Consider the following 22616-nt stretch of genomic DNA (forward strand, 5'->3'; position numbering starts at 1 on the left):
CTTTATTCTACAGGATGTTTATGCCCTTTGGACAAAGGATTGGATAATTATGTATTTTTGCCGAAGGTGAATAATTTAATGAATAATTAAAGGACTTAAATGCAAATAGAAGTATTAATGGCAATTAGTATTGGAAAGGCAAAATAGTGAGATTATTAGGTTTGGATTTTGGCTCTAAAACTGTAGGGGTAGCAGTGTCTGATGAATTAGGACTTACGGCTACAGGTTTAGAAATTGTAAGAAGAACATCCCCAAACAAATTGAGAAAAACATTAGCCAGGATAGAAAAAATAATTGAAGAATATAATATTGAGAAAATAATTTTGGGATATCCTGTAATGTTAGATGGCAGTGAAGGGGAAAGAGTTGAGAAAACAAAAGAATTTGCTTCAATGCTTGAGAGAAGAACAGGCAAGGAAATTATATTTCAGGATGAAAGATTAACTACTGTTGAAGCATACGAAATAATGGATTTAATGGGAATCAAAAAAGAAGAGAGATATGATTACGTGGATATGGTTGCCGCAAAGGTCATACTTGAGGATTATCTTAATAGATAGGACAAATAACTAAAAGTAACGCACAAGTAAGAATTAGAAAAATATGTAAAGTAAGAGGTTTTTTAATGGAAGAAAAGATTATTTTTGTAGACGAAGATGGAAATGAAATTGAAATGTATGTTATTGAAGAAACAAGAATTAACAATGTTAATTACCTTCTTGTAACAGATGATGAAGGTGACAGCGAAGAAGCAGAAGCATACATTTTGAAAGATATATCTAATGACGAAGATGAAGAAGCTGTATATGAAATAGTAGATGATGAGTCAGAGGTGGACTACATTGGCAGAGTATTTTCAGAGTTACTTGAAGATATCGATATTACTACAGAAGATTAGTTGTCTGAAATTTCGGGCGTTAGTATGAAAGGTCTTTTATAGACCTTTTTATTGTGAAAAGAGGAGGATTTTGTTAAATAATGAGCGACAATTCGAAGATTAAAATAATTCCTCTAGGTGGTTTAGAGGAAATCGGAATGAACATGACAGCATTCGAATACAATGATGGCATCATTGTAGTTGACTGTGGTCTATCATTCCCATCTGATGATATGTTAGGAATTGACTGTGTAATTCCTGATATTACATTTTTAAAGGAAAACATTAAGAAGGTAAAAGGTTTTGTAATCACACATGGTCACGAAGATCATATTGGTGCATTACCATACGTTTTGAAAGAAATAAATGTACCTATTTACGCAACAAAGCTTACAATGGGTATTATTGAAGGAAAGCTTAAAGAGCATGAATTATTAAAGGCTGTTAAGCGTAAAGTTGTTAAGTTCGGACAGAGTATTCACTTAGGTGATTTTAGAATAGAATTTATTAGAACAAATCATAGTATTGCAGATGCAGCAGCACTTGCAATCCACACTCCTGAAGGCATTATTGTGCATACAGGAGATTTTAAGGTTGATTACACACCTGTTTTCGGTGATGCAATTAATTTGGCTAGATTTAGTGAACTTGGGAAAAAAGGTGTACTTGCTCTTATGTGCGATAGTACAAATGCGTTAAGACCGGGATTTACACCTTCTGAAAGAACAGTAGGAAAAACATTCGATCATATATTTTCTGAGCATACCGATGGTAGAATTATCATCGCAACATTTGCATCAAACGTTGACAGAGTTCAACAGATTATCAACACTGCATGTAAATATAAAAGAAAAGTTATTGTTGAAGGAAGAAGTATGGTAAACATTATTTCTGTTGCAAGAGAAATGGGTTACTTGAAAATTCCTGAAAATACATTAATCAGCATAGAAGAAATGGATAGTTATACAGACAACCAGTTAGTTCTTATTACTACAGGTAGTCAGGGTGAATCAATGGCAGCCTTGTCACGTATGGCTGCATCTCTTCATAGAAAAGTACACATTAAGCCTAGCGATACAATCGTATTTAGTTCAACACCTATACCGGGAAATGAAAAAGCGGTTACAAAGGTAATAAACGAATTGTATCAGCAGGGGGCAGAAGTAATATTCCAGGATACTCACGTATCAGGACATGCATGTCAGGAAGAAATTAAGCTTATGTATGCTTTAGTTAAGCCAAAATATTCAATTCCTGTTCATGGTGAATATCAGCATTTAAAAGAACATGGAAGATTAGCAGAGAACATGGGCATTCCAAAAGAAAATATTTTCATTATGGAATCAGGTGACGTTCTTGCGTTAAACAAGGAATCTGCTAAGGTTGAAGGAAAAGTTCCTGCAGGTTCAGTTTTAGTAGACGGACTTGGCGTTGGTGATGTTGGAAACATTGTTTTAAGAGACAGACAGAATTTAGCTGAAAACGGAATTATCATAGTTGTATTAACTTTAGAAAAATACACAAATCAGATTTTGGCAGGCCCTGACATTGTAACAAGAGGTTTTGTATATGTAAGAGAATCTGAGAATTTAATTGAAAATGCCAAAGAAGTAGTCACAGAAGCTTTACTGGACTGTTTGGAAAGCAAAAATGTTGATTGGGGCAAAATCAAAATGGTAGTAAAAGATAGTCTTGGCGAATATTTATGGAAGACTATGAAGAGAAGTCCAATGATTTTACCAATAATTATGGAAGTGGAATAGTTAGGAGTTTGTATGAGCAATAGTAAAACATCAAAAGGATTTGCTAATGTTTCAATAAAAGTCTGCAAGTATATAATAATGGCTGTTATTATCATTGTTTGTGCAACAACAGCTTACAATTTTGGAACAAAAATATTTTACTCAACAGGAGTTGAAGCAAAGCCGGGAACAGACATGACTGTTACTATCAAAAAAGGAACAACTATAAAAGAGTTGGCGAATACTCTTGAAGAGTACGGTATAATAAGTGACACTACGGTTTTCAGAGTGCAGGCGTATGTATACAATACCAAAAGCATAAAAGCCGGTCAGTATACATTTAACACATCTCAGAATGCAGAGGAACTTTTTAACAAGATTAAAGAAGGACCGGAGAAAACAAAGAGTACAAAGTCAACAAAGACTAAGGCAAAGTCTAAGTCTGATAAATAAAGAATTCTAAAAAAGGAAATTAGTATGATAGTAGAAGAAAGAATAGTATCGTATATTAACTCTTTAGAAAAAGAAAATTCTCCTGTTTTAGAGGAAATAGAAAAAGAGGCAAGGAAGGATGGCGTGCCGATTATTAGAAAGGAAATGGAAAGTTTTCTTAGAGTTATGCTGTCAATAAAAAAGCCGATGAGAATATTAGAGCTGGGTACCGCAGTAGGGTACTCAGCCATTTTAATGAGTGAATATATTAATGAAAAAGGACAAATCATAACAATTGAAAATTATGAGAAGAGAATTCCAATTGCAAAAGAAAATATAAAAAAAGCTGGCAGGGAAAATGTAATAAAGTTACTTGAAGGCGATGCAATGGAAATTATGCCAACTCTTGAAAGGGACCAGTTTGACTTCGTTTTCATGGATGCGGCAAAGGCGCAATATATTCATTTCCTTCCGGAAGTTTTACGTTTGATGAAAAAAGATGGAGTTTTAATTACGGATAATGTTTTACAGGAAGGAGACCTGATTCAGTCAAAGTACGTTGTAAGAAGACGTGACAGAACAATTCACAAACGAATGAGAGAATATTTGGAAGTGGTAAAAAATCATCCACAACTTGAAACATCAATTGTGCCAATTGGCGATGGAATTACAATGTCAGTAAAAAAATAGAAAGGAAGGCTTGCACGATTTGGTACTAGAATAAAGTGCTAAAAAGTAATTGCTTGGTAAAATAAAATGAGAAAACCTGAATTATTAGTTCCGGCAAGTAGCCTGGAAGTGTTAAAAACAGCAGTAAGATATGGTGCAGATGCTGTGTATATTGGTGGTGAAGTATTTGGGCTAAGAGCTAAAGCAAAGAATTTTACATTAGAAGAAATGGCAGAAGGTGTGAATTTCGCTCACGAACATGGAGTGAAAGTGTATGTTACAGCTAATATTTTAGCCCATAATGCAGATTTAGAACCTGTTAAGGCATATTTCAATGACTTAAAGAAAGTAAATCCCGATGCACTAATTATTGCTGATCCTGCAATTTTTACAATTGCAAAAGAAATGTTGCCTGAAATGGAACTTCATATTAGTACACAGGCAAACAATACTAACTACGGTACTTACAATTTCTGGTGGAACCTTGGCGCAAAAAGAGTTGTGTCAGCCAGAGAACTTTCGATTAAAGAAATAAAAGAAATCAGAGAACATATACCTGATGATATGGAGATAGAAACTTTTGTTCATGGAGCAATGTGTATTTCATATTCAGGAAGATGCCTTCTTAGCAGTTTTATGGCAGGACGAGATGCCAACAAAGGTGCCTGTACTCACCCATGCCGTTGGAAATATGCGGTAATGGAAGAGAACCGTCCGGGACAGTACATGCCAATTGAAGAAAATGAAAGAGGAACTTATATTTTCAATTCAAAAGACTTGTGCATGATAGAACATATACCTGAATTAATTGATGCAGGAATTGATAGTTTCAAAATTGAAGGTAGAATGAAAACAGCCTTGTACGTTGCCACAGTTGCAAGAACATACAGAATGGCAATTGACGATTATTTAGAAGATCCTAAAAAGTACGAAATGAATTTGCCAAAGTATAGAACATTTATTTCACAGTGCACATACAGACAGTACACAACAGGATTTTTCTTTGGAAAACCTGATGAAACTACACAGATATACGATTGCAATGTATACGAAAGAGATTACGTGTACTTAGGAATTGTAGGCGACCAAGTTGGCGAAATGGAATACAGCCTTGAGCAGAAAAACAAATTTTATCAGGGACAGAAAATTGAAGTGATGAAAGCTGACGGAAACGATATAGAAGTTGAAGTTGTTTCAATTAAAGATGAAGAGGGCAACGAAATGGAAAGCTGCCCACATCCAAAACAGAATCTTAAGATTAATCTTGGAATTGAATTGGAAAAAGGGGATATCTTGAGAGTGAAGGAACAGTAGAAAGAATAGCAAGGGCAACCAAATGGCATTTTTTATATGTTGTTTGGTTGCCCTTTTTGTGTGTTAAGGGAAAGTTGTACGAAGTCAAAAAAGGAAAAGGGCATCCAAAAGCAAGTAGCATGAGTCGAAAGGGATGCCTTGTAGCCGATATTGAAAAAATAACTAAACATTTCTAGACATGCACGAGAAACTGTAGCCTATCATAAAATATAATTAAGTATGTCGCGAGGTGAAATGTGTGAAGACTTTTTTAGAGCCTTTGACACCTGCGGAAGAAAGAGTGTGGATAGAAAAACTTGAAAAGGGAGATAAAGAAGCTAAAGACATACTAATTGAACGGAACCTAAGGCTGGTTGCTCATATTGCAAAAAAATATAATAGTGAAAATAGAGATAATGACGACTTAATTTCCATTGGCATAATCGGGTTGATAAAGGCGGTTAATACTTTTAATACAGGAAAAGGAAGCCGTCTTGCAACCTATGCTGCAAAATGCATTGAAAACGAACTTTTAATGATGCTTCGTGGAGAGAAAAAGAAAAGCAGAGAAGTTTCCTTAAATGAGCCAATAGGAATGGATAAAGAGGGCAATACCATTAATTTGCTGGATGTGGTTGAAATGGATGAACCAGGGGCGTTAGACGCAATAGAAAAAGCCGAGGATATAGTACGGGTTAGACAATATGTGGAGAAAAATTTAAATCAAAGGGAGAGAGAAATAATTAATAAAAGATACGGCTTAAATGGAGAAGCACCTGTAACCCAGAGAAAAGTAGGAGAAGAAATGGGGATATCCAGAAGCTATGTAAGTAGAATTGAGAAAAAAGCTTTAGAAAAATTAAAAAAAGCCTTTGACAATACAAATACTATGTGATAATATCATAAAAACAAAATGTTGCGTGAAAACAACAAGGAGGGACTTATGGTATGCAGAATTAATTGTGCCACAATAACAGGGGTAGACGTACTGCCGGTTATTGTGGAGACTGATATATGTAATGGCCTACCATCATTTGATATGGTAGGTCTTTTATCATCAGACATTAAAGAATCAAGAGAAAGAGTTAGAACCGCCATTAAGAATTCAGGTTTTATGATACCGCCGAAAAGAATAACAATAAATTTTTCACCGGGAAATATTCGAAAAACAGGAACTTATTTTGACCTGCCAATAGCAGTTTCTATATTGAAGGCTTTGGAGATTTTACAATGTGACGTGGAGGGTAAAATGTTTGTTGGGGAACTAAGCTTGGATGGTAGAGTTGTTTCTGTAAACGGAATTTTACCCATTGTGTTACATGGTTTGGAAAACGGAATCAAAGAGTGTTTTGTGCCGAAAGCAAACGTAAATGAATGTAGTTTTGTAGAAGGGATAAAAGTAATCGGAGTGGAGAATCTTAACGAGCTTGTAATGATGCTGACTACAGGGAAATACGAACCAATTCATAAAGTAAAAATAAACAGCCAAAGCGAGTATGCAGGCAAAGATTTTAAATACATAAAAGGTCAGGTGCAGGGCAGAAAGGGCGCTGAGATTGCAGCAGCAGGAATGCATAATCTTTTACTGGTGGGACCACCTGGAACAGGAAAAACAGCCATCGCAAAAGCGCTGCCTACGATTCTGTCCAGAATGTCGAAAGAGGAAATAATTGAAATATCAAAAATACAAAGTATAGCGGGCATTTTAGAAGAGGGACTTGTTACCAAAAGACCCTTTAGAAGTCCACATCACACAACAACAGTTACGGCACTTACAGGCGGTGGCATTAATCCAAAACCCGGTGAAATGACATTGGCACATGGCGGTGTTTTGTACATGGACGAGTTCCCTGAATTTTCAAGAGCGGTAATGGAGACTTTAAGACAGCCGCTAGAGGATAGAAAAATAGTAGTTTCAAGGGCAAACGGCACTTACAGTTTCCCGGCGGATTTTGTTTTGCTGGCGTCAATGAATCCTTGCAGGTGTGGCTATTACCCGGACAGAAACAAATGTAATTGTACTGAAAATGATGTGAAAAAATATTTAGAAAAAGTCAGTGGGCCAATACTGGACCGAATGGATTTGTGCGTACACATGAACCCGGTTTCTTTTATGGAAATAAAAAGTGACAAAGAGCAGGAATCTTCAGAAGAAATCAGAAAACGTGTGGATTTGGCAGCGGCTATTCAAAGGGAAAGGTATAAATACGAAAACTTTAATTATAATAGTCAATTACAAGGGGAGTTTATAGAGAAATACTGTGCCTTGGACAGGAAAGAAGAGAAACTCATAAAAGACGTTTATGAGAAAATGAATTTAAGCGTGAGAGCTTACGAAAAAATATTAAAAGTAGCAAGAACAATTGCGGATTTAAAAGGAAAAAATAAAATATCAACAGAAGATTTGGCAGAGGCCATTAGTTTTAAGACAATAGAAAGTGTGGGGTAAATGGAAAAGAGAGATTATTGGGCGTGGCTTGCCTCAAACGAATACTTTTATTTTGATAAAATACAGAAGATTTTGAAAGTGTATGGCACAGCGGAAAATTTATATAATATTAGCGAAAAGAAGTTAATGTCAGATGATAGAATGTCACCGGAAGATATAAGAAATATTGTTGAATCAAGGGATAAATTTAATAAGGAAGATTTTTATGAAAAGCTAAAGGAAAAAGACATAAAATTTGTGACCGTTGAAGATGAAGATTATCCGGAAAATTTGAAACCTTACGACCACAGACCATATTATTTATTTTATAAGGGAAAGTTGCCTGACTGTAACAAACCAATTGTGGCAATGGTAGGGGCGAGAGCCTGTTCAGGTTACGGCAGAAACATGGCAAAAAAGCTTGCAGAAGATTTGTCAAAAGCAGGTGTGCAGATAATTAGTGGTATGGCTAGGGGAATTGATACATATAGTCAATTAGGAGCCATTGTGGGAGAAACGGCAACTTTTTCGGTAGTTGGAACAGGTGTGGACGTGTGCTACCCAACAGAAAACATAGAATTGTATAATGACATATTGAAAAAAGGTGGAATTATATCTGAGTACCCGCCGGGTAGTAAAGCCTTAGCGTGGCATTTTCCACAAAGAAATCGAATAATAAGCGGTTTGTCCCACAAGGTTATTGTAGTTGAAGCAAAAGAAAAAAGCGGTTCCCTTATAACTGTTGAATGGGCGTTGGAGCAGGGCAGGGATGTTATGGCGGTTCCCGGTAGAGTTGGAGACAGATTAAGTGGTGGCACGAACAGGTTAATTAAGAATGGTGCAGGTATTGTAACATCGGCAAATGATATAATATCTGAGCTTAAATACTTCGTATTTAATAAGGCTGATGAGAAAAATACCGAAGAAAAAATACTTGAAAAAGAATTTTTGATGTTGTATAGTGAGTTAGGTTTACAGCCGAAAAATATATATGAATTAATGGAAAACACAGGATTAAAGTATGAAAAGCTAGTTGAGATGTTGTTACAATTACAATTGAAAGGGCTAGTGGAACAACCATCATACAATTATTATTCAAGGCTGAGTTGATATTTTTTCAAAAAGGAGTATTTATGGCAAAGTATCTTGTGATCGTGGAATCACCAGCAAAAGTTAAAACAATTAAAAAATTCTTAGGTTCAAATTATGAAGTTGTAGCTTCAAACGGACATGTAAGGGATATGCCAAAAAGCACAATGGGAATTGACTTTGAAAATGATTATGAACCAAAATATATTACAATCAGAGGAAAGGGTGAGAAGTTAGCAGAACTTCGTCGTTGTGTAAAAAAAGCGGACAAAGTATATTTGGCAACTGACCCGGACCGCGAGGGAGAAGCAATTTCATGGCATTTATCAAAGGCTTTGAAATTAGAAAACAAAAAAAGTGCAAGAATAACATTTAACGAAATTACAAAACCGGCAGTTAAGGAGTCACTAAAACATCCAAGAGAAATTAACATGAATCTTGTAGACGCACAGCAGGCAAGACGTGTAATGGACAGAATGGTTGGTTATAGCATCAGCCCACTTTTATGGATGAAAATTAAAAGAGGACTTAGTGCAGGTCGTGTTCAGTCAGTAGCACTTAGAATGTTATGTGACAGAGAAGAAGAAATAAACGCATTTATACCAAAAGAATATTGGGACATGGATGCCGTTTTAAAATACAAAAACAAAGAATTCAATGTAAGTTTTTACGGTGACAAAAAAGGAAAAGTAGAAATTACAGGAAAAGAGCAACTTGATAAAATTATCGAACAGATAAAAGACAGTAAGTTCTCTGTAAATGACATAAAAAAAGGAAACCGTACAAGAAAAGCACCTATTCCATTTACAACAAGTACAATGCAGCAGGAAGCTTCAAAAGCACTTAATTTTTCGACACAGAAAACAATGCGTATAGCACAGCAGTTATATGAAGGTGTGGAGATAAAAGGGCGTGGAAGCATAGGTCTTATTACTTATCTTCGTACAGATTCCACAAGAGTATCTGAAACAGCAGAAGCACAGGTAAAGGAATTTATTGAAGGCAACTACGGTGATGATTACATGGCAACAGAAATTGTTTCTAAGAAGTCATCTAAAAAAATTCAGGACGCTCACGAAGCCATTAGACCTACAGACGTATCACTTACACCTGACATGGTAAAAGCACAGCTTCCAAGAGACCAGTTCAGACTTTATCAGTTGATTTGGAAAAGATTTGTTGCAAGCAGAATGAAAAATGCAGTCTATGATACATTTAATGTAAAAATCGGTGCAGGAGAATATGTATTTAACGCATCAACTTCAAAAATCGGTTTTGACGGTTTTATGAAAATATACACAGACAGCGACAACGAAAAAGTTGTAACAAACAATACAATTGCAAAACTTGACAAAGACTCAGAGTTAGAATTTGTTAAGTTTGAAGAAAATCAGCATTTTACACAGCCACCTGCTCATTTTACAGAAGCGGCTTTAGTAAAGGCAATGGAAGAACAGGGCATTGGTCGTCCAAGTACCTATGCACCAACAATCGGAACTATTGTTGGCAGAAGATATGTAACAAAGGAAAAGAAGAATCTTTACGTTACAGAATTAGGGGAAGCAGTAAACAACGTAATGAAAACAGCATTTAGCGTTATCGTAGATACAGAATTTACAGCGAACATGGAATCACTTTTGGACTCTGTTGAAGAAGGCAAGATTGAGTGGAAGACAATTATCAGAAACTTTTACCCTGATTTGGAATTAATGGTAAAGGACGCTGAACAGAAACTTGAAAAGATTCAGATAGCAGATGAAGAATCAGATGAAATTTGTGAGGAATGTGGCAGAAGAATGGTTATTAAATACGGACCACATGGAAAATTCCTTGCATGTCCGGGATTCCCTGAATGTAGAAATACAAAACCTTATCTTGAAAAGGTTGGTGTTCCTTGTCCAAAATGTGGCAAAGACGTGGTATACCGCATGACAAAAAAAGGCAGACGTTACTACGGATGTATTGACGGCCCTGAATGTGATTTTATGTCATGGCAGAAACCATCAACTAAGAAGTGTCCACAGTGCGGTGGCTACATGGTAGAAAAAGGAAATAAGTTGGCATGTGCTGATGCCCAGTGTGGATATGTAGAGCCAAAGAAGGAGACAAATTAGTAGATTCAATGCTCGGTGTTGGATATGCAGGGGCAAAAAAGGAAACAGATTAACATGTTCTGGTACCCGGTGCGGATGCGCTAAGCTAAACATGGAGCTAAACTGGCAGGTTTCAGTATCTGGTATAGGATATGCGGAGTTGAGTAAGATAAAGTTACATGTTTGATTTGAATAGCAAAAAAATGAAATTGAAGTATTAATGGGAGCAGCATTAAATAAGATTGTAGGATTAATGTAAGCAGCATTAAATAAAATTAAAATATGGGACTGGTAAAAACAACTAATACATAACGTAAAAAGTTGTTGCACCGGTCCTGTTTTTGTGTTATGATATTTGAGTTGCATTAAGCACATCTGTGGAGATACAGGCGGGTGCCCTTGCTCGGGGTTGTCTGATTCGGGGAAGCAGATGGAAGGTATGGTATTTGCCGTAGGTTTACGGAACGATACCAAAAATAATTATTAAAAACCAGGAGGTATTAAAATGAGCGTTATTTCAATGAAACAGTTATTAGAAGCAGGTGTTCATTTTGGACATCAGACAAGAAGATGGAACCCTAAGATGGCTCCATACATCTACACAGAAAGAAATGGTATCTACATCATCGACTTACAGAAGTCAGTAGGTAAAGTAGATGAAGCTTACAAAGCAGTATCAGACATCGCAGCTGATGGTGGTTCAATCCTTTTCGTAGGAACAAAGAAGCAGGCACAGGAAGCTGTTAAGGAAGAAGCACAGAGATGTGGTATGTACTACGTTAACGAAAGATGGTTAGGTGGTATGCTTACAAACTTCAAGACTATCCAGTCAAGAATTAAGAGATTAAAAGATATCGAAAGAATGTCAGAAGATGGTACATTTGATGTTCTTCCTAAGAAGGAAGTTGTAAACATCAAGAAAGAATGGGACAAGCTTGAAAAGAACCTTGGTGGTATCAAGGAAATGAAGAGAATCCCAGATGCAATCTTCGTTGTAGATCCTAAGAAGGAAAAGATTTGTGTTCAGGAAGCACATGCACTTGGAATTAAGTTAATCGGTATTGCAGATACAAACTGTGATCCAGAAGAATTAGATTACGTTATCCCAGGTAACGATGATGCTATCAGAGCAGTAAAACTTATTGTTTCTAAGATGGCTGACGCAGTTATCGAAGCTAACCAGGGTGAAGAAATGGTTGCTGAAGAAGCTGCAGCAGATGCTGAATAATTAACAGATTTTTGATTTTAGGAGGAATAGAAATATGACAATTACAGCAGCAATGGTAAAAGAATTAAGAGAATTAACAGGCGCTGGTGTTATGGCTTGTAAAAAAGCTTTAGTTGAAACTGATGGTGATCAGGAAGCAGCTATCGAAGTTTTAAGAAAAAAAGGTGAAGCTACAGCTGTAAAGAAATCAGGTAGAATTGCAGCTGAAGGTATCGTATACACAACAGTTAAAGACGGTAAGGCAGCAATCGTTGAAGTTAACTCAGAAACAGACTTCGTTGCTAAGAACGAAAAGTTCCAGACATTCGTTGCTAACGTTGCAAACCAGATTGTTGATTCATCAGCAACTGATATGGATACATTCATGGCTGAACCATGGGAACTTGATACTACAAAGACTGTAAAAGACGAATTAGTATCACAGATTGCAGTAATCGGAGAAAACATGAACATCAGAAGATTTGAAAGAATCGAATCAGACGGTGTTATCGCATCATACATTCATGCAGGTGGAAAGATTGGTGTATTAGTTGAAGCTGATGCTCCAGAAAACGACACTGTAACAGCAGCAATTAAGACAATTGCTATGCAGATTGCAGCTATGAACCCACAGTATGTTTCAAGAAACGACATTTCAGCAGACGAACTTGCTAAGATGAGAGAAATCACAATTGACAGTGCTTTAAATGAACCAGATTCACTTCCAAAGCCAATCCAGAAGGATATCTTTGCAGAAGCTTTAAGCCAGAACGTATTCAACGATGAAGACAAAGCTATCTACGAAGAAAAGCAGAATGATAAATATTTATTCAACTTCCTTTCAAACGAAGCAAAGGCTTCATTAAGCTCAATTGCTATGGCTAAGAAAGCTGAAATCATGGAAAACAAGATCTTCAACGGTTTAGTAGAAGGTCGTGTATCTAAGCAGTTAAAAGAAGTATGTCTTCTTGATCAGACATACGTTATGGCTGCTGACGGAAAGCAGACAGTTGCTAAGTATCTTGATGAAGTATCAAAAGAAGTTGGCGCTACTGTAGCAATTAAGAAATTCGTTCGTTTCGAAACTGGTGAAGGTATCGAAAAGAAAGAAGAAAACTTCGCAGAAGAAGTTGCAGCACAGATGAAATAAATCATAAGTTATCATAACTTGATATTTTATCAAAACAATCTATGATTCATAGGGTGTGAACCCACAAGATAGAGGATAAAGACCCTCAAACATACTATATTTTGTATGTTTGAGGGTCTTTTTTGCGTTGACAAACCTTTCAAACAATACTAAGGCAGGTAAGCATAAATTATCGCAAATTATCGTACTATATCGTTAAATTTTGGTTGATTTTGGTTTGACTTTGGTAATTTTTGGTTGAACCAAATTTGATGCAAAGTTTGCCTGTTTCTTTAGTTGAACAATATAGTGGCATTTAAGTAACAATAAATAAGTCGATATGAGTAAAACAATTTCACAAAATTAAAATTAATTTTATCTTTCAAATCAAAATTTTAATTAATAGGAGGAAGGAACAAATGTGTAAAATAATTGCAATAGCAAATCAGAAGGGTGGAGTAGGAAAAACAACCACAACAGTTAATTTAGGAATAGGACTTGCAAGAAAGGGAAAAAGGGTTCTTTTAATTGATGCGGACCCACAGGGAAGCATGACAGTAAGTCTTGGAATTGATGAACCTGACAAAATTGAGTATTCGTTGGCGAATGTGTTAATGGATGTTGTAAATGAGGAAGAGATTGATAATAAAAAGGTAATTAAAAAACATCAGGAAAATATTGATTTCATTCCGGCAAATATTGAATTGGCAGGTTTAGAGGTTTCAATGGTTAATATAATGAGCAGGGAATTGGTAATGAAGGAGTTTATATCAGCTATAAAGGAAAATTATGATTACATTCTAATTGATTGTATGCCAAGTCTTGGAATGATAACAATTAATGCTTTAGTGTGTGCTAATTCAGTGCTTATTCCTGTACAGGCATCTTATTTGCCGGTAAAAGGTTTACAGCAGTTAATAAAAACAATAACCAGGGTAAGAAGACAGATTAATCCGGAACTCAGGATAGAAGGAATGGTAATGACAATGGTTGATATGCGTTCTAATTATACAAAGGATATATTGGAGGCATTGGAAAATACCTATGGTGAAACTATTGGGATATTTAAAAGCAGAATTCCAATGTCAGTAAGAGCAGCAGAAACAAGTGCTGAGGGAAAGAGTATTTATCTTCATGACCCTAGAGGAAAAGTTGCAGGAAACTACGAAAAACTAACAGAGGAGGTGCTTGGACGTGAGTAAAGTAAGAGAAAAGATAAAATTAACAAGTTATGATGAATTGTTAAAGGTAGATGTGGCAGATGGATTAAAGGAAATTGAAATAGACAAAATACATGATTTTAGAAAACATCCATTTAAGGTAACAGATGATGAAAAGATGGATGAATTAACAGAGTCCATAAAGGAAAGAGGAGTGCTTCTTCCTATATTAGTTAGAAAAACAGATAATGAAGAGTACGAAATAATATCAGGACATAGACGAAAGCATGCGGCAAGACTTGCAGGACTTGAAAGCGTTCCGGTTATTATAAGAGAGTTAAGCGATGATGATGCAACAATAGTAATGGTGGATTCAAACATTCAAAGAGAAGAAATACTTCCAAGTGAAAGAGCATTTGCATTTCAAATGAAGCTTGAAGCAATACACCATAAAGGCATAAAGGGAGCAGAAAGCAGAGAGGTTGTAGGTGAGACAAATGGTTTGTCGGGCAGACAGGTATCACGATACATTAAACTGACACAATTGTTACCGGAGTTGCTTGAAATGGTTGATGAAAAAAAGATTGCCATAAAGCTTGCTGTTGAAATCGCAGAGCTGTCTGAAAAAGAACAGCAGGAAATATTGGATTATTATAATCTAGGATACAAGGTTAGCATAGAACAGATTAAATCAATTAAAAATAAGGAAAAGACAACAGAGGTTATAGAGCAGACAGAAGAAAAAAGCAGGGAAAGTACAAAGGTTACAATTTCAGGAAGCAAGCTTAATAAATATTTCCCTGAAAATTATACAAAAGCGGAAATGGAGAACATAATTTACCAGTTATTGGAGAAATGGAAGAGTGATGGTTATGACATTTGATTATTATTACGGAGCTCAGGCAGAGCAGTTTAATTTCATAAGAATTCCAAAATCAATGATAGTGGATCCAATGTTTGCAGATTTATCAGTCAATGCAAAGCTTCTTTATGGAGTTTTGCTTGACAGAATGAATCTTTCAATGAAGAACAAATGGTTTGATTCAGAGAACAGAGTGTACATAATTTATCAGATTTCTGAAATTATGGAAGATTTTAATTTCAGTAAAAAAACAGCTGTAAGATATTTAAATGAGCTTGAGGATTTTGGATTGGTTGAAAAGAAAAGAAGAGGGTTGGGATTACCAAGCCTCTTATATGTAAAGAATTTTATTGTATTACAGGACCATTCAGAACCTGATGATACAGATTTTATTGATAAGTCAGAAGAAGATAATTTAAGTGAAAATATGGAAAATTTTGTAAACACAGAACTGGAAACTTCCAAAGGTGTAGAAACTTACACTTCAAGAAGTGTAGATATGGTAACTTCTAAAGGTGTAGAACAGGAAACCTTAAGAGGTGCAGGAACTTACACTTCAGGAAGTGTAGATGTGGAAACTTCTAAAGGTGTACGACAGATTACGTCAAGAGGTGTAAAAAGTACACTTCAAGAGGTAACCGAAAAGGCCCCACTTATTAATAAGACTAATAATAGTAATACTAATATGAATAATACTGATTTAAGTAATACTAAAACGAATAATACTAAAGAGAGTAATACTATCTTATCTAATCCTGTTGTAAAACAAGCAATTGATAAGATGGGAAGAGAAGATGAATCAGATTTTGATAAGTACAAAAAATTGGTAAAAGAAAACATAGATTATGATGTTTTGATAGACAGGCATTACATAGAAAAATCAATAATAGACGGAATGGTTAATCTGATTGTTGAAACTATGATTAGCGAAAATGATTACATTGTCATATCCAGCACAAAGTTTCCAAAGGAGACGGTAAAGTCAAGATTTTTAAAACTGGATATAAGTCATATTGAATATGTGTTGGAATGTATGAATCATAACACAACAAAAATTAAAAACATTAAGAAATATTTGTTGGCAGCACTTTATAATGCACCAACAACAATAGACAGTTACTATAAGGCAAGAGTGCAACATGATATGCCGGAACTTGCAAACTAGAAAGTGGGACACCGGGTCCCAATGTAAAAATAGAAGGAGTTTGGTTGAAAGTGTCGAAATTCAACCATATTAGAATTTGAAATAAAAAATTAGTATGGTAAAATGTGTTTATCGATTCTCAATGAAATAACCACAGAATTGAAATCGATGAATATTTGTTATAAATGGTAAAACGATTCGACAGAAGGGTTGGAACAATGATTAAGAAAAAAAATAAATATTTGATTATGACAATGCTGATTGTCACATTAGGGTTTTGTTTAACCACCAAAACCGTAAGTGCAGGGGTCATTGGAAAAGTAACACACATTAAGGTTTCAGCTGTTACTAAAAAGTACAAGACAATAAAGGATGCAAGCTTAAAAAAGACATCGATGAAGTACAGGGCAGGTTACAAAATAACGTGGAAGAAAGTTAAAAATATTTTAGGTTATAAGGTATATGTTTATTATCCTGCAGTGAAACAGTGGAAATGTGTCAAGACAACAAAGAAAAATAAATACACATTGACAAATCTTTTGGCTAATGAAAAGGTCAAACTGAAAGTAGTTGCTTACAAATCCATAAAAAATGGAGAAAATAAGCAGGGAAGTTTTTCGAAGACCATAACAGTTAAAAATAAAAGTCTTACATATGTTAGGAAATCAAATGGAAAAATAAAAAAGAGATTTCATGACAGAGTGGCAGCGGAAAATGCTTTCATAGTACAGAATGGGTATAGAGCAAAGGTTGGAGCAGAGAAACTTGAATGGTCAAAGGCCTTGTACAAGGTTTGTCTTGAAAGAGCAAAGATGATAAGCAAAAACTTTTCCCACGATGGATGGACAGATACTGTATTTAATGTTTTAAACAAGAAATATGGCATAGAAGAAAAATATTATTGGTATGAAGATGATAATTGTATGGAATATGGAGAAGCATATGCCATAGGCGAGAACATTGCAGAAGGATCTGATAATTATAAGGATGCAATGAAGCAATGGAAGAACAGCCAGGGACATTACAATAACTTAAAAAATCCAAGCCATAAAAGTGGAGCAATAGCATGTTATAAATCAGAAACTGGCACATATTGGGTAGCATTGTTTTCAGATATGGATGTGGACAAAATACTCAAAGAAACAAGTAAATAAAACATTTAGAACGTCTTATTAAATTAAGGCGTTCTTTTTTTGTAGCAAAAGCCCACTAAGTGATGTCGTGCTTGCACGGAATATCATTTAGTGGGCGCAAGAACATCGAAAAGCTATGCTTTGAGATGTTAATATGCGTTAATCGAGTAGACTACTCGATTAGCAAAAGCCTGGCAAGTGATATTGTGCTTGCACAAAATATAATTTGGTGGGCGTAAGAACATCGACATAGGAGATTTTAATAGGAGGGAACACAATAATGAAAGTAAAGAGAATTTTAGCAAGAGTATTGGCAATGGTAATGTTGTTGACGGCAACTTTGCCAACAAGCAATGTAAAGGCAGCATCAGGAACAGCAACATTGGATTCATTAGGAAAACTAGGAACAGTTAATGTGGGTTCGAAAAGTGAAAGTGGAACATGGCTACAGACACTTGTGAATGACCGCCCGGTATTTTGTATGGATTTGGGAAAGGCATGTCACACAGGATATACCTACGTATCAAAGACAAAAAATATAAGCAGTGATAGTTCTAATAAGAAGGATTCATTGGAAGCAAAGATTGGATATTGGTATTCAACAGTGAAAAAGAAGAGCAATAAGGCGTGGGTATATGCACAGTGTCTTATTTGGGCGGTTGAAGAAGGAATCACAAGTGAGACAGGATTAAAGGACATTATAAGTCAGGTTAAGAAGAACACAGGTTATTATTCAAATGATACCATTTATTCAGACATTTTTAATCCAGGAAAAACTGTATCCTGTGATGTTGAAATATGGGAATATTCAGGAACAACTAAAAAGGATCAGGTGCAGAGATTATTACAAATACAGTCAACAGAAGAAGAATACGATTTTCTACCTTTGAAATCCAGTGAATATTATCGTCAGAGGATAACATTACAGAAAAATGATGAAGATAATAAACCATTACAACAGGTTTCATTCAGATTTACAGCAAAGAACATTAAGGAATTATATTCGTATCAGTACAATGGCTGGGGAGATTCAGTAAAGGAAGATGTTGATGATGATGCCACAACATTTACACAAGATGTTAAGACAGATTCAAATGGAAAGATAGTATTTAGATTCACATATCAGTTAAATTCTAAGAAATATTACTATGTAAAAGAATCTGACTTAAAAAACATGACAAATGACGATAAGAAAAAAGTAAAAGATGAATTGGATGATAAGGGATATTCGTATGCATCAGATTTGTCTAAGAGTGGAGCTGAAAAGTTAATTAATAAAGACATAGAAGAGCAGATGGATGACATTTCAAATAATTATATAATTGAAGAAATTTCATCAGGCAACAGCAACATCTTAAATTCATTTGTAGTTGATTCAGGTTCAAACAAGATGACGAGTCAGTCTGCTAACAAGGTAACAGTCACACTTAAAAAGTCCGACTCTTGGATTAGAAACAGTGACGGAAAGTGGCCTGAAACTGCAGAAGAATCTTATAGTAATTATAAGCTTGCATACAAGCCGGTTCTTAAGGACAAGTATAAGAAAGTGAAATTAACTGCAGTAAAGATTGATGAAGAAACAGGCAAGGTTGCTCAGGGTGATGCAACACTTGAAGGAGCAGTGTACGGTGTATATTCAGATGCAGCCTGCACAAAGTTAATTAAGTCATATAAAACAGATAATAACTATCAGTTTGAAACAGATTACATGAGATGTGGAAAGACTTATTACCTAAAGGAAATCACACCGCCCAAGGGATATCTTAAGAATGACAAAGTGTATGACATTGTAGCTGACGGTACAAACTTCACAGCAGAATACAATTCGGTTGAAAAGCAGGTTTCAGAAAAGCCAGTCAAGGGTGATGTGGCAATCATTAAGGGCATGGGTAACGGAACTGCAGGCATTGTACCATTTGAAAAGAGTGCACAGTTTCAGATTTATCTTGCAGGTGCAGGTTCATATGAAAAGGCAAAGGCAACTGAAAGAGACATTTTAACAACAGACTTAAACGGTTATGCCAAGTCAAAGCAGTTACCATATGGTACATATGTGGTTCATCAGACTGTTGGAGCAGACAACACTGAAAAATGTCCTGACTTTTATGTGAATGTAACTGAAAACGGTAAGACTTATCAGTACTTATTAAACAATCCTGAATTTACGGCATACTTAAAAATCGTGAAGAAGGATTCAAAGACACATCAGACAGTCTTAAAGAAAGGCACAACATATCAGATTTACAAGGTAGACAAGAAAGGAAATGAAACTCTTGTAACACAGAAGTACAGCAACGGCAACAAAATGGTGGTCGTTGACAGATTTGTAACAGATGAAACAGGAGAAATCATTACTTACGAAAAGCTTAAGGCAGGAACATACAAGGTATATGAAATCGAGGGACCGGAAGGATACAAGGTAAACAAGAGTCCTGTAATAGTTGAAATAAACAGCAATTCATACAGGACAATGAAGGATGAACTTGGAAATGAATACCTTTATGCAGAGTGCGAGTATTACAATGATGTTACTTACGGAAAATTCACATTAGACAAAACAGGTCCGGAGTTATGTGGCAGAAATGATGAAAGCAACGCTGACAAAACAACGGAGGTCAATGTAAATCCATTTGATTATGATGCTATAAAGCTTAACGGTGTTATGTTTGAACTTACTGCAAAAGAAGACATCATGTCACAGGACAATCAGGGAACAGTGCTGTTTAATAAGGATTCAGTTGTTGCAACAATTACAACAGGTGAAAAGGCTGAGTTTACAAATGACTGTAATGGCATTTGCAAATATAGCTTAAACAAAGATGGCACAATGACATTAAATGTTCCACTTGGTGAATACACATTAAAGGAAGTAAAGACAAAGTGCGGTTATGTTCTTCCAAGACAGTCATCATGGGACTTAAGCTTTAAATGGAATAACAAGGATGATGAATACGTTCTTGATATTTCTGAAAATTCCAAGGAAGGAAAACTTGATGTTTACAATGACCTTGTAAAGACTGACATCACACTTCAAAAGCAGGATTCAAGAACAGGAGAACCAATCGCGGATGCAGTGTTTGGATTCTATTCAAGAGACAACATTTATGACCGAAAGGGAAACGTGATTGTAAAGGCTGGTGAAAAAATTGCCACAGTCACAACAGATGAAAATGGTGTGGCAAAGATACCGTTTAATGTGCCGGTAATGGATGAAGGATACGGCAAGGTTGATGAGCAGGGAAAACTTATTAATGAGGCATTAAATTCAGGTAATTACTATTTTCTAGAGGAAAGTGTAAGTGACAGCTATTACATTGACAGGGAAATGCATGAGGTTCACCTTGAATACAAGAATCAGGAAACAGCCATGGTTTCAGCAAGGGTAATGGTTAAGGAAGACCAGACTGAAACAGTAATCAGCAAGAGAATGATTGCATCATCAGTGGAAATCAAGGACTGTCATTTAAAGATAAGTGATGAAAATGGTAATGAAATCATAAGCTGGATTTCAGGTGACATTTCATCAGTTAAGTTAAATGAAAATCTTAAGAAAATGGGATATTCCAACGTTCATGTCGAAAAAGACAACGATTATGCATTAAGAATATACGGACTTTTAAAGAACAGGGAATACACATTAACTGAAATAAGACCTGCAGATGGATTTGTAACTGCAGATGCCATTACATTCAAGCTTGTTGAAAGTGGTAGCAGTAATTGTAGGACAAAGGTTTATGTTAAGAGTGGAGACAGCTTCAAGGAAAATATTGATAATCAGGTGGTAATGTATGATGACACAACAAAGGTTGAATTTTCAAAGAAGGACATTACAAACGGAAGGGAACTTTCAGGATGTCAAATGCAGGTAACTGATAAGGATACAGGAGTTGTAATGGATGAATGGGTTTCAACGGAAGAAAGCCATGTGATTGAAGGAAAGTATGCCGTTGGTAAGACATATGTTTTAACAGAAAAACAACCAAGAGACGGTTATGCAACTGCAGCAAGTGTTGAGTTTACCGTGGCAGATAATGGCAAGGTCCAGAAGGTAAGCATGATGGATGACACAATAAAGGTTCAGTTTAACAAGACTGCATCAGACACAAAAAAGCTGCTTAGCGGTGCTAAGTACAAGGTGTATGACAGCAAGGGCAGAAAGGTTTATGAATTTACAACCGGTAAGAATGCTGAACTCATTGAAGGAATTCTTAAGGCTGGAGAAACATATACCTTTAAGGAAGCCCAAGCACCTGAACATTACAAGGTTGCAAAGGATAAGAAAATCAGGATAAGGGACACAGGAAAACTACAGAAGCTTACAGTGGTTGATGAAAGAATACCGGAAGTACCTGATACACCACAGACAGGAATAAAGGGAAAGACTTTAGGAATGATGATTTCACTTATCTCATTATTAATGGCACTTGGATGTTTTGCATGCGTGAGAGCAAAGGACAAGTCAAAATACAATTTAAAACAGGAGAAGAAGGAAAATGAAGAGAATAATTAAAATATCTCTGATATTTCTATTGGTAGGGATGGCTGTAATTGTAGCTGTCCCTTTTTTAAAGGAAAAAGAAGCGGAGAAGAAAAGTGATAATGGATTTAAGGAAATACAGGAAAGTGTGACAGACAAAAAAGACAAGACAATAAATGTGGAAAAACTTAAGGGAGAAAACAAGGACTGCATTGGATACTTGGAAGTTTCTGGAACAACAATAAGTTATCCTGTAATGCAGACGAAGGATAATCCGGACTATTACTTAAACCATGACTTTAATAAGAACTATAGCTTTTACGGAACACCGTATTTAAGTGCTTACTGTGACATCAACAAATCAGATAACCTGATTATTTATGGTCATAATATAAATGGTGGAAAAATGTTTGGAGCATTGGAACAGTACAAGGATAAGGATTTTTTTGATAAACACAGAAAGATATATTTTACAACGAACAGAAGAAGAAAACATGAAGTGTTTGCTGTCATAAGTGTGAACATAAAAGAGTTTGAGTATTGGAAGTTTGTAATGGCAAGGGATGAGAAGGACTATGACAAATTTGTGGAGAAAGTGTTGGAGCATAGCCTGTGGAACACAGGGAAAAAGCCTAAGTATGGGAAGCAGATGTTGATGTTGTCTACCTGTGATAATGGAAAAGGCGATGATTGGAGAATTGTGGTGGTTGGAAAGAGTGCTTTCAATTTTAAACAAAATGCAAATAGAAAAAGAATTAAATTTAGAAGGTCAAGGTGAGTTTTATGTCAGAAATATATAATATTAAAAAATAATATTAAAAAAGTTATGATCCAGAGTAAAACAAATATGAAAAAAATAAACTATGAGTTATAATAAAAAA

Annotated in this window: 18 protein-coding genes; all 18 read left to right on the forward strand. The window is 35.6% G+C overall.

Going from position 1 to position 22616, the window contains the following annotated elements; genetic code table 11:
• Positions 1-146: 146 nt before the first annotated feature.
• Entirely contained in the window at positions 147-560 is a 414-nt protein-coding gene (gene ruvX / locus ACQY63_RS00510) for a Holliday junction resolvase RuvX (RefSeq protein WP_302690248.1), read from the forward strand.
• A gap of 65 nt (positions 561-625) precedes the next feature.
• On the forward strand, positions 626-898 hold the full coding sequence (locus ACQY63_RS00515; protein WP_022165738.1) for a DUF1292 domain-containing protein: 273 nt from the start codon (positions 626-628) through the stop codon (positions 896-898).
• An 80-nt stretch (positions 899-978) separates the two neighbouring features.
• Positions 979-2640, forward strand: a complete 1662-nt coding sequence (locus ACQY63_RS00520; RefSeq protein WP_302690249.1) for a ribonuclease J — start codon at positions 979-981, stop codon at positions 2638-2640.
• 12 nt (positions 2641-2652) lie between these two features.
• Positions 2653-3072 (forward strand): endolytic transglycosylase MltG, encoded by a 420-nt coding sequence (locus ACQY63_RS00525; RefSeq protein ID WP_302690250.1) that lies wholly within the window; start codon positions 2653-2655, stop codon positions 3070-3072.
• A gap of 24 nt (positions 3073-3096) precedes the next feature.
• Positions 3097-3741: an O-methyltransferase gene (locus tag ACQY63_RS00530; RefSeq protein ID WP_428244552.1), complete on the forward strand. Its 645-nt coding sequence runs from the start codon at positions 3097-3099 to the stop codon at positions 3739-3741.
• A gap of 66 nt (positions 3742-3807) precedes the next feature.
• Entirely contained in the window at positions 3808-5034 is a 1227-nt protein-coding gene (locus ACQY63_RS00535; RefSeq protein WP_428244553.1) for a peptidase U32 family protein, read from the forward strand.
• A 238-nt stretch (positions 5035-5272) separates the two neighbouring features.
• A complete protein-coding gene (gene sigK / locus ACQY63_RS00540) occupies positions 5273-5908 on the forward strand; it encodes an RNA polymerase sporulation sigma factor SigK (RefSeq protein ID WP_302690253.1) in 636 nt (211 codons plus the stop codon).
• A gap of 48 nt (positions 5909-5956) precedes the next feature.
• Entirely contained in the window at positions 5957-7462 is a 1506-nt protein-coding gene (locus tag ACQY63_RS00545; RefSeq protein WP_428244554.1) for a YifB family Mg chelatase-like AAA ATPase, read from the forward strand.
• A complete protein-coding gene (dprA, locus tag ACQY63_RS00550; protein WP_302690255.1) occupies positions 7463-8551 on the forward strand; it encodes a DNA-processing protein DprA in 1089 nt (362 codons plus the stop codon). It begins immediately after the preceding gene.
• A 23-nt stretch (positions 8552-8574) separates the two neighbouring features.
• The gene (gene topA / locus ACQY63_RS00555; protein WP_302690256.1) at positions 8575-10644 is read left to right on the forward strand and encodes a type I DNA topoisomerase; all 2070 of its coding nucleotides are present in this window, start codon (positions 8575-8577) and stop codon (positions 10642-10644) included.
• 484 nt (positions 10645-11128) lie between these two features.
• Positions 11129-11851, forward strand: coding sequence for a 30S ribosomal protein S2 (gene rpsB, locus ACQY63_RS00560; RefSeq protein ID WP_118000251.1), 723 nt, complete (start codon positions 11129-11131; stop codon positions 11849-11851).
• Positions 11852-11885: 34 nt separating this feature from the next.
• Positions 11886-12980: a translation elongation factor Ts gene (gene tsf, locus ACQY63_RS00565; protein WP_118436973.1), complete on the forward strand. Its 1095-nt coding sequence runs from the start codon at positions 11886-11888 to the stop codon at positions 12978-12980.
• 398 nt (positions 12981-13378) lie between these two features.
• Positions 13379-14161 carry a ParA family protein gene (locus ACQY63_RS00570; protein WP_428244555.1) on the forward strand — a complete coding sequence of 261 codons (783 nt, stop codon included), beginning with the start codon at positions 13379-13381 and terminating at the stop codon, positions 14159-14161.
• On the forward strand, positions 14154-15002 hold the full coding sequence (locus tag ACQY63_RS00575) for a ParB/RepB/Spo0J family partition protein (RefSeq protein ID WP_428244556.1): 849 nt from the start codon (positions 14154-14156) through the stop codon (positions 15000-15002). Before ACQY63_RS00570 ends, ACQY63_RS00575 begins: the two co-directional genes overlap by 8 nt.
• Complete coding sequence (locus tag ACQY63_RS00580) at positions 14986-16146, forward strand: DUF6017 domain-containing protein (protein WP_428245267.1); 1161 nt, start codon at positions 14986-14988, stop codon at positions 16144-16146. The genes ACQY63_RS00575 and ACQY63_RS00580 overlap by 17 nt, the downstream gene beginning before the upstream one ends.
• Positions 16147-16343: 197 nt before the next feature.
• A complete protein-coding gene (locus tag ACQY63_RS00585; RefSeq protein WP_428244557.1) occupies positions 16344-17279 on the forward strand; it encodes a CAP domain-containing protein in 936 nt (311 codons plus the stop codon).
• A gap of 259 nt (positions 17280-17538) precedes the next feature.
• Complete coding sequence (locus tag ACQY63_RS00590) at positions 17539-21768, forward strand: SpaA isopeptide-forming pilin-related protein (RefSeq protein WP_428244558.1); 4230 nt, start codon at positions 17539-17541, stop codon at positions 21766-21768.
• On the forward strand, positions 21752-22513 hold the full coding sequence (locus ACQY63_RS00595) for a class B sortase (protein ID WP_428244559.1): 762 nt from the start codon (positions 21752-21754) through the stop codon (positions 22511-22513). Before ACQY63_RS00590 ends, ACQY63_RS00595 begins: the two co-directional genes overlap by 17 nt.
• The last annotated feature ends 103 nt before the right edge of the window (positions 22514-22616 follow it).

It is taken from the genome of Eubacterium sp. Marseille-QA0814 (assembly GCF_965119675.1).
Classification (GTDB): domain Bacteria; phylum Bacillota; class Clostridia; order Lachnospirales; family Lachnospiraceae; genus Eubacterium_G.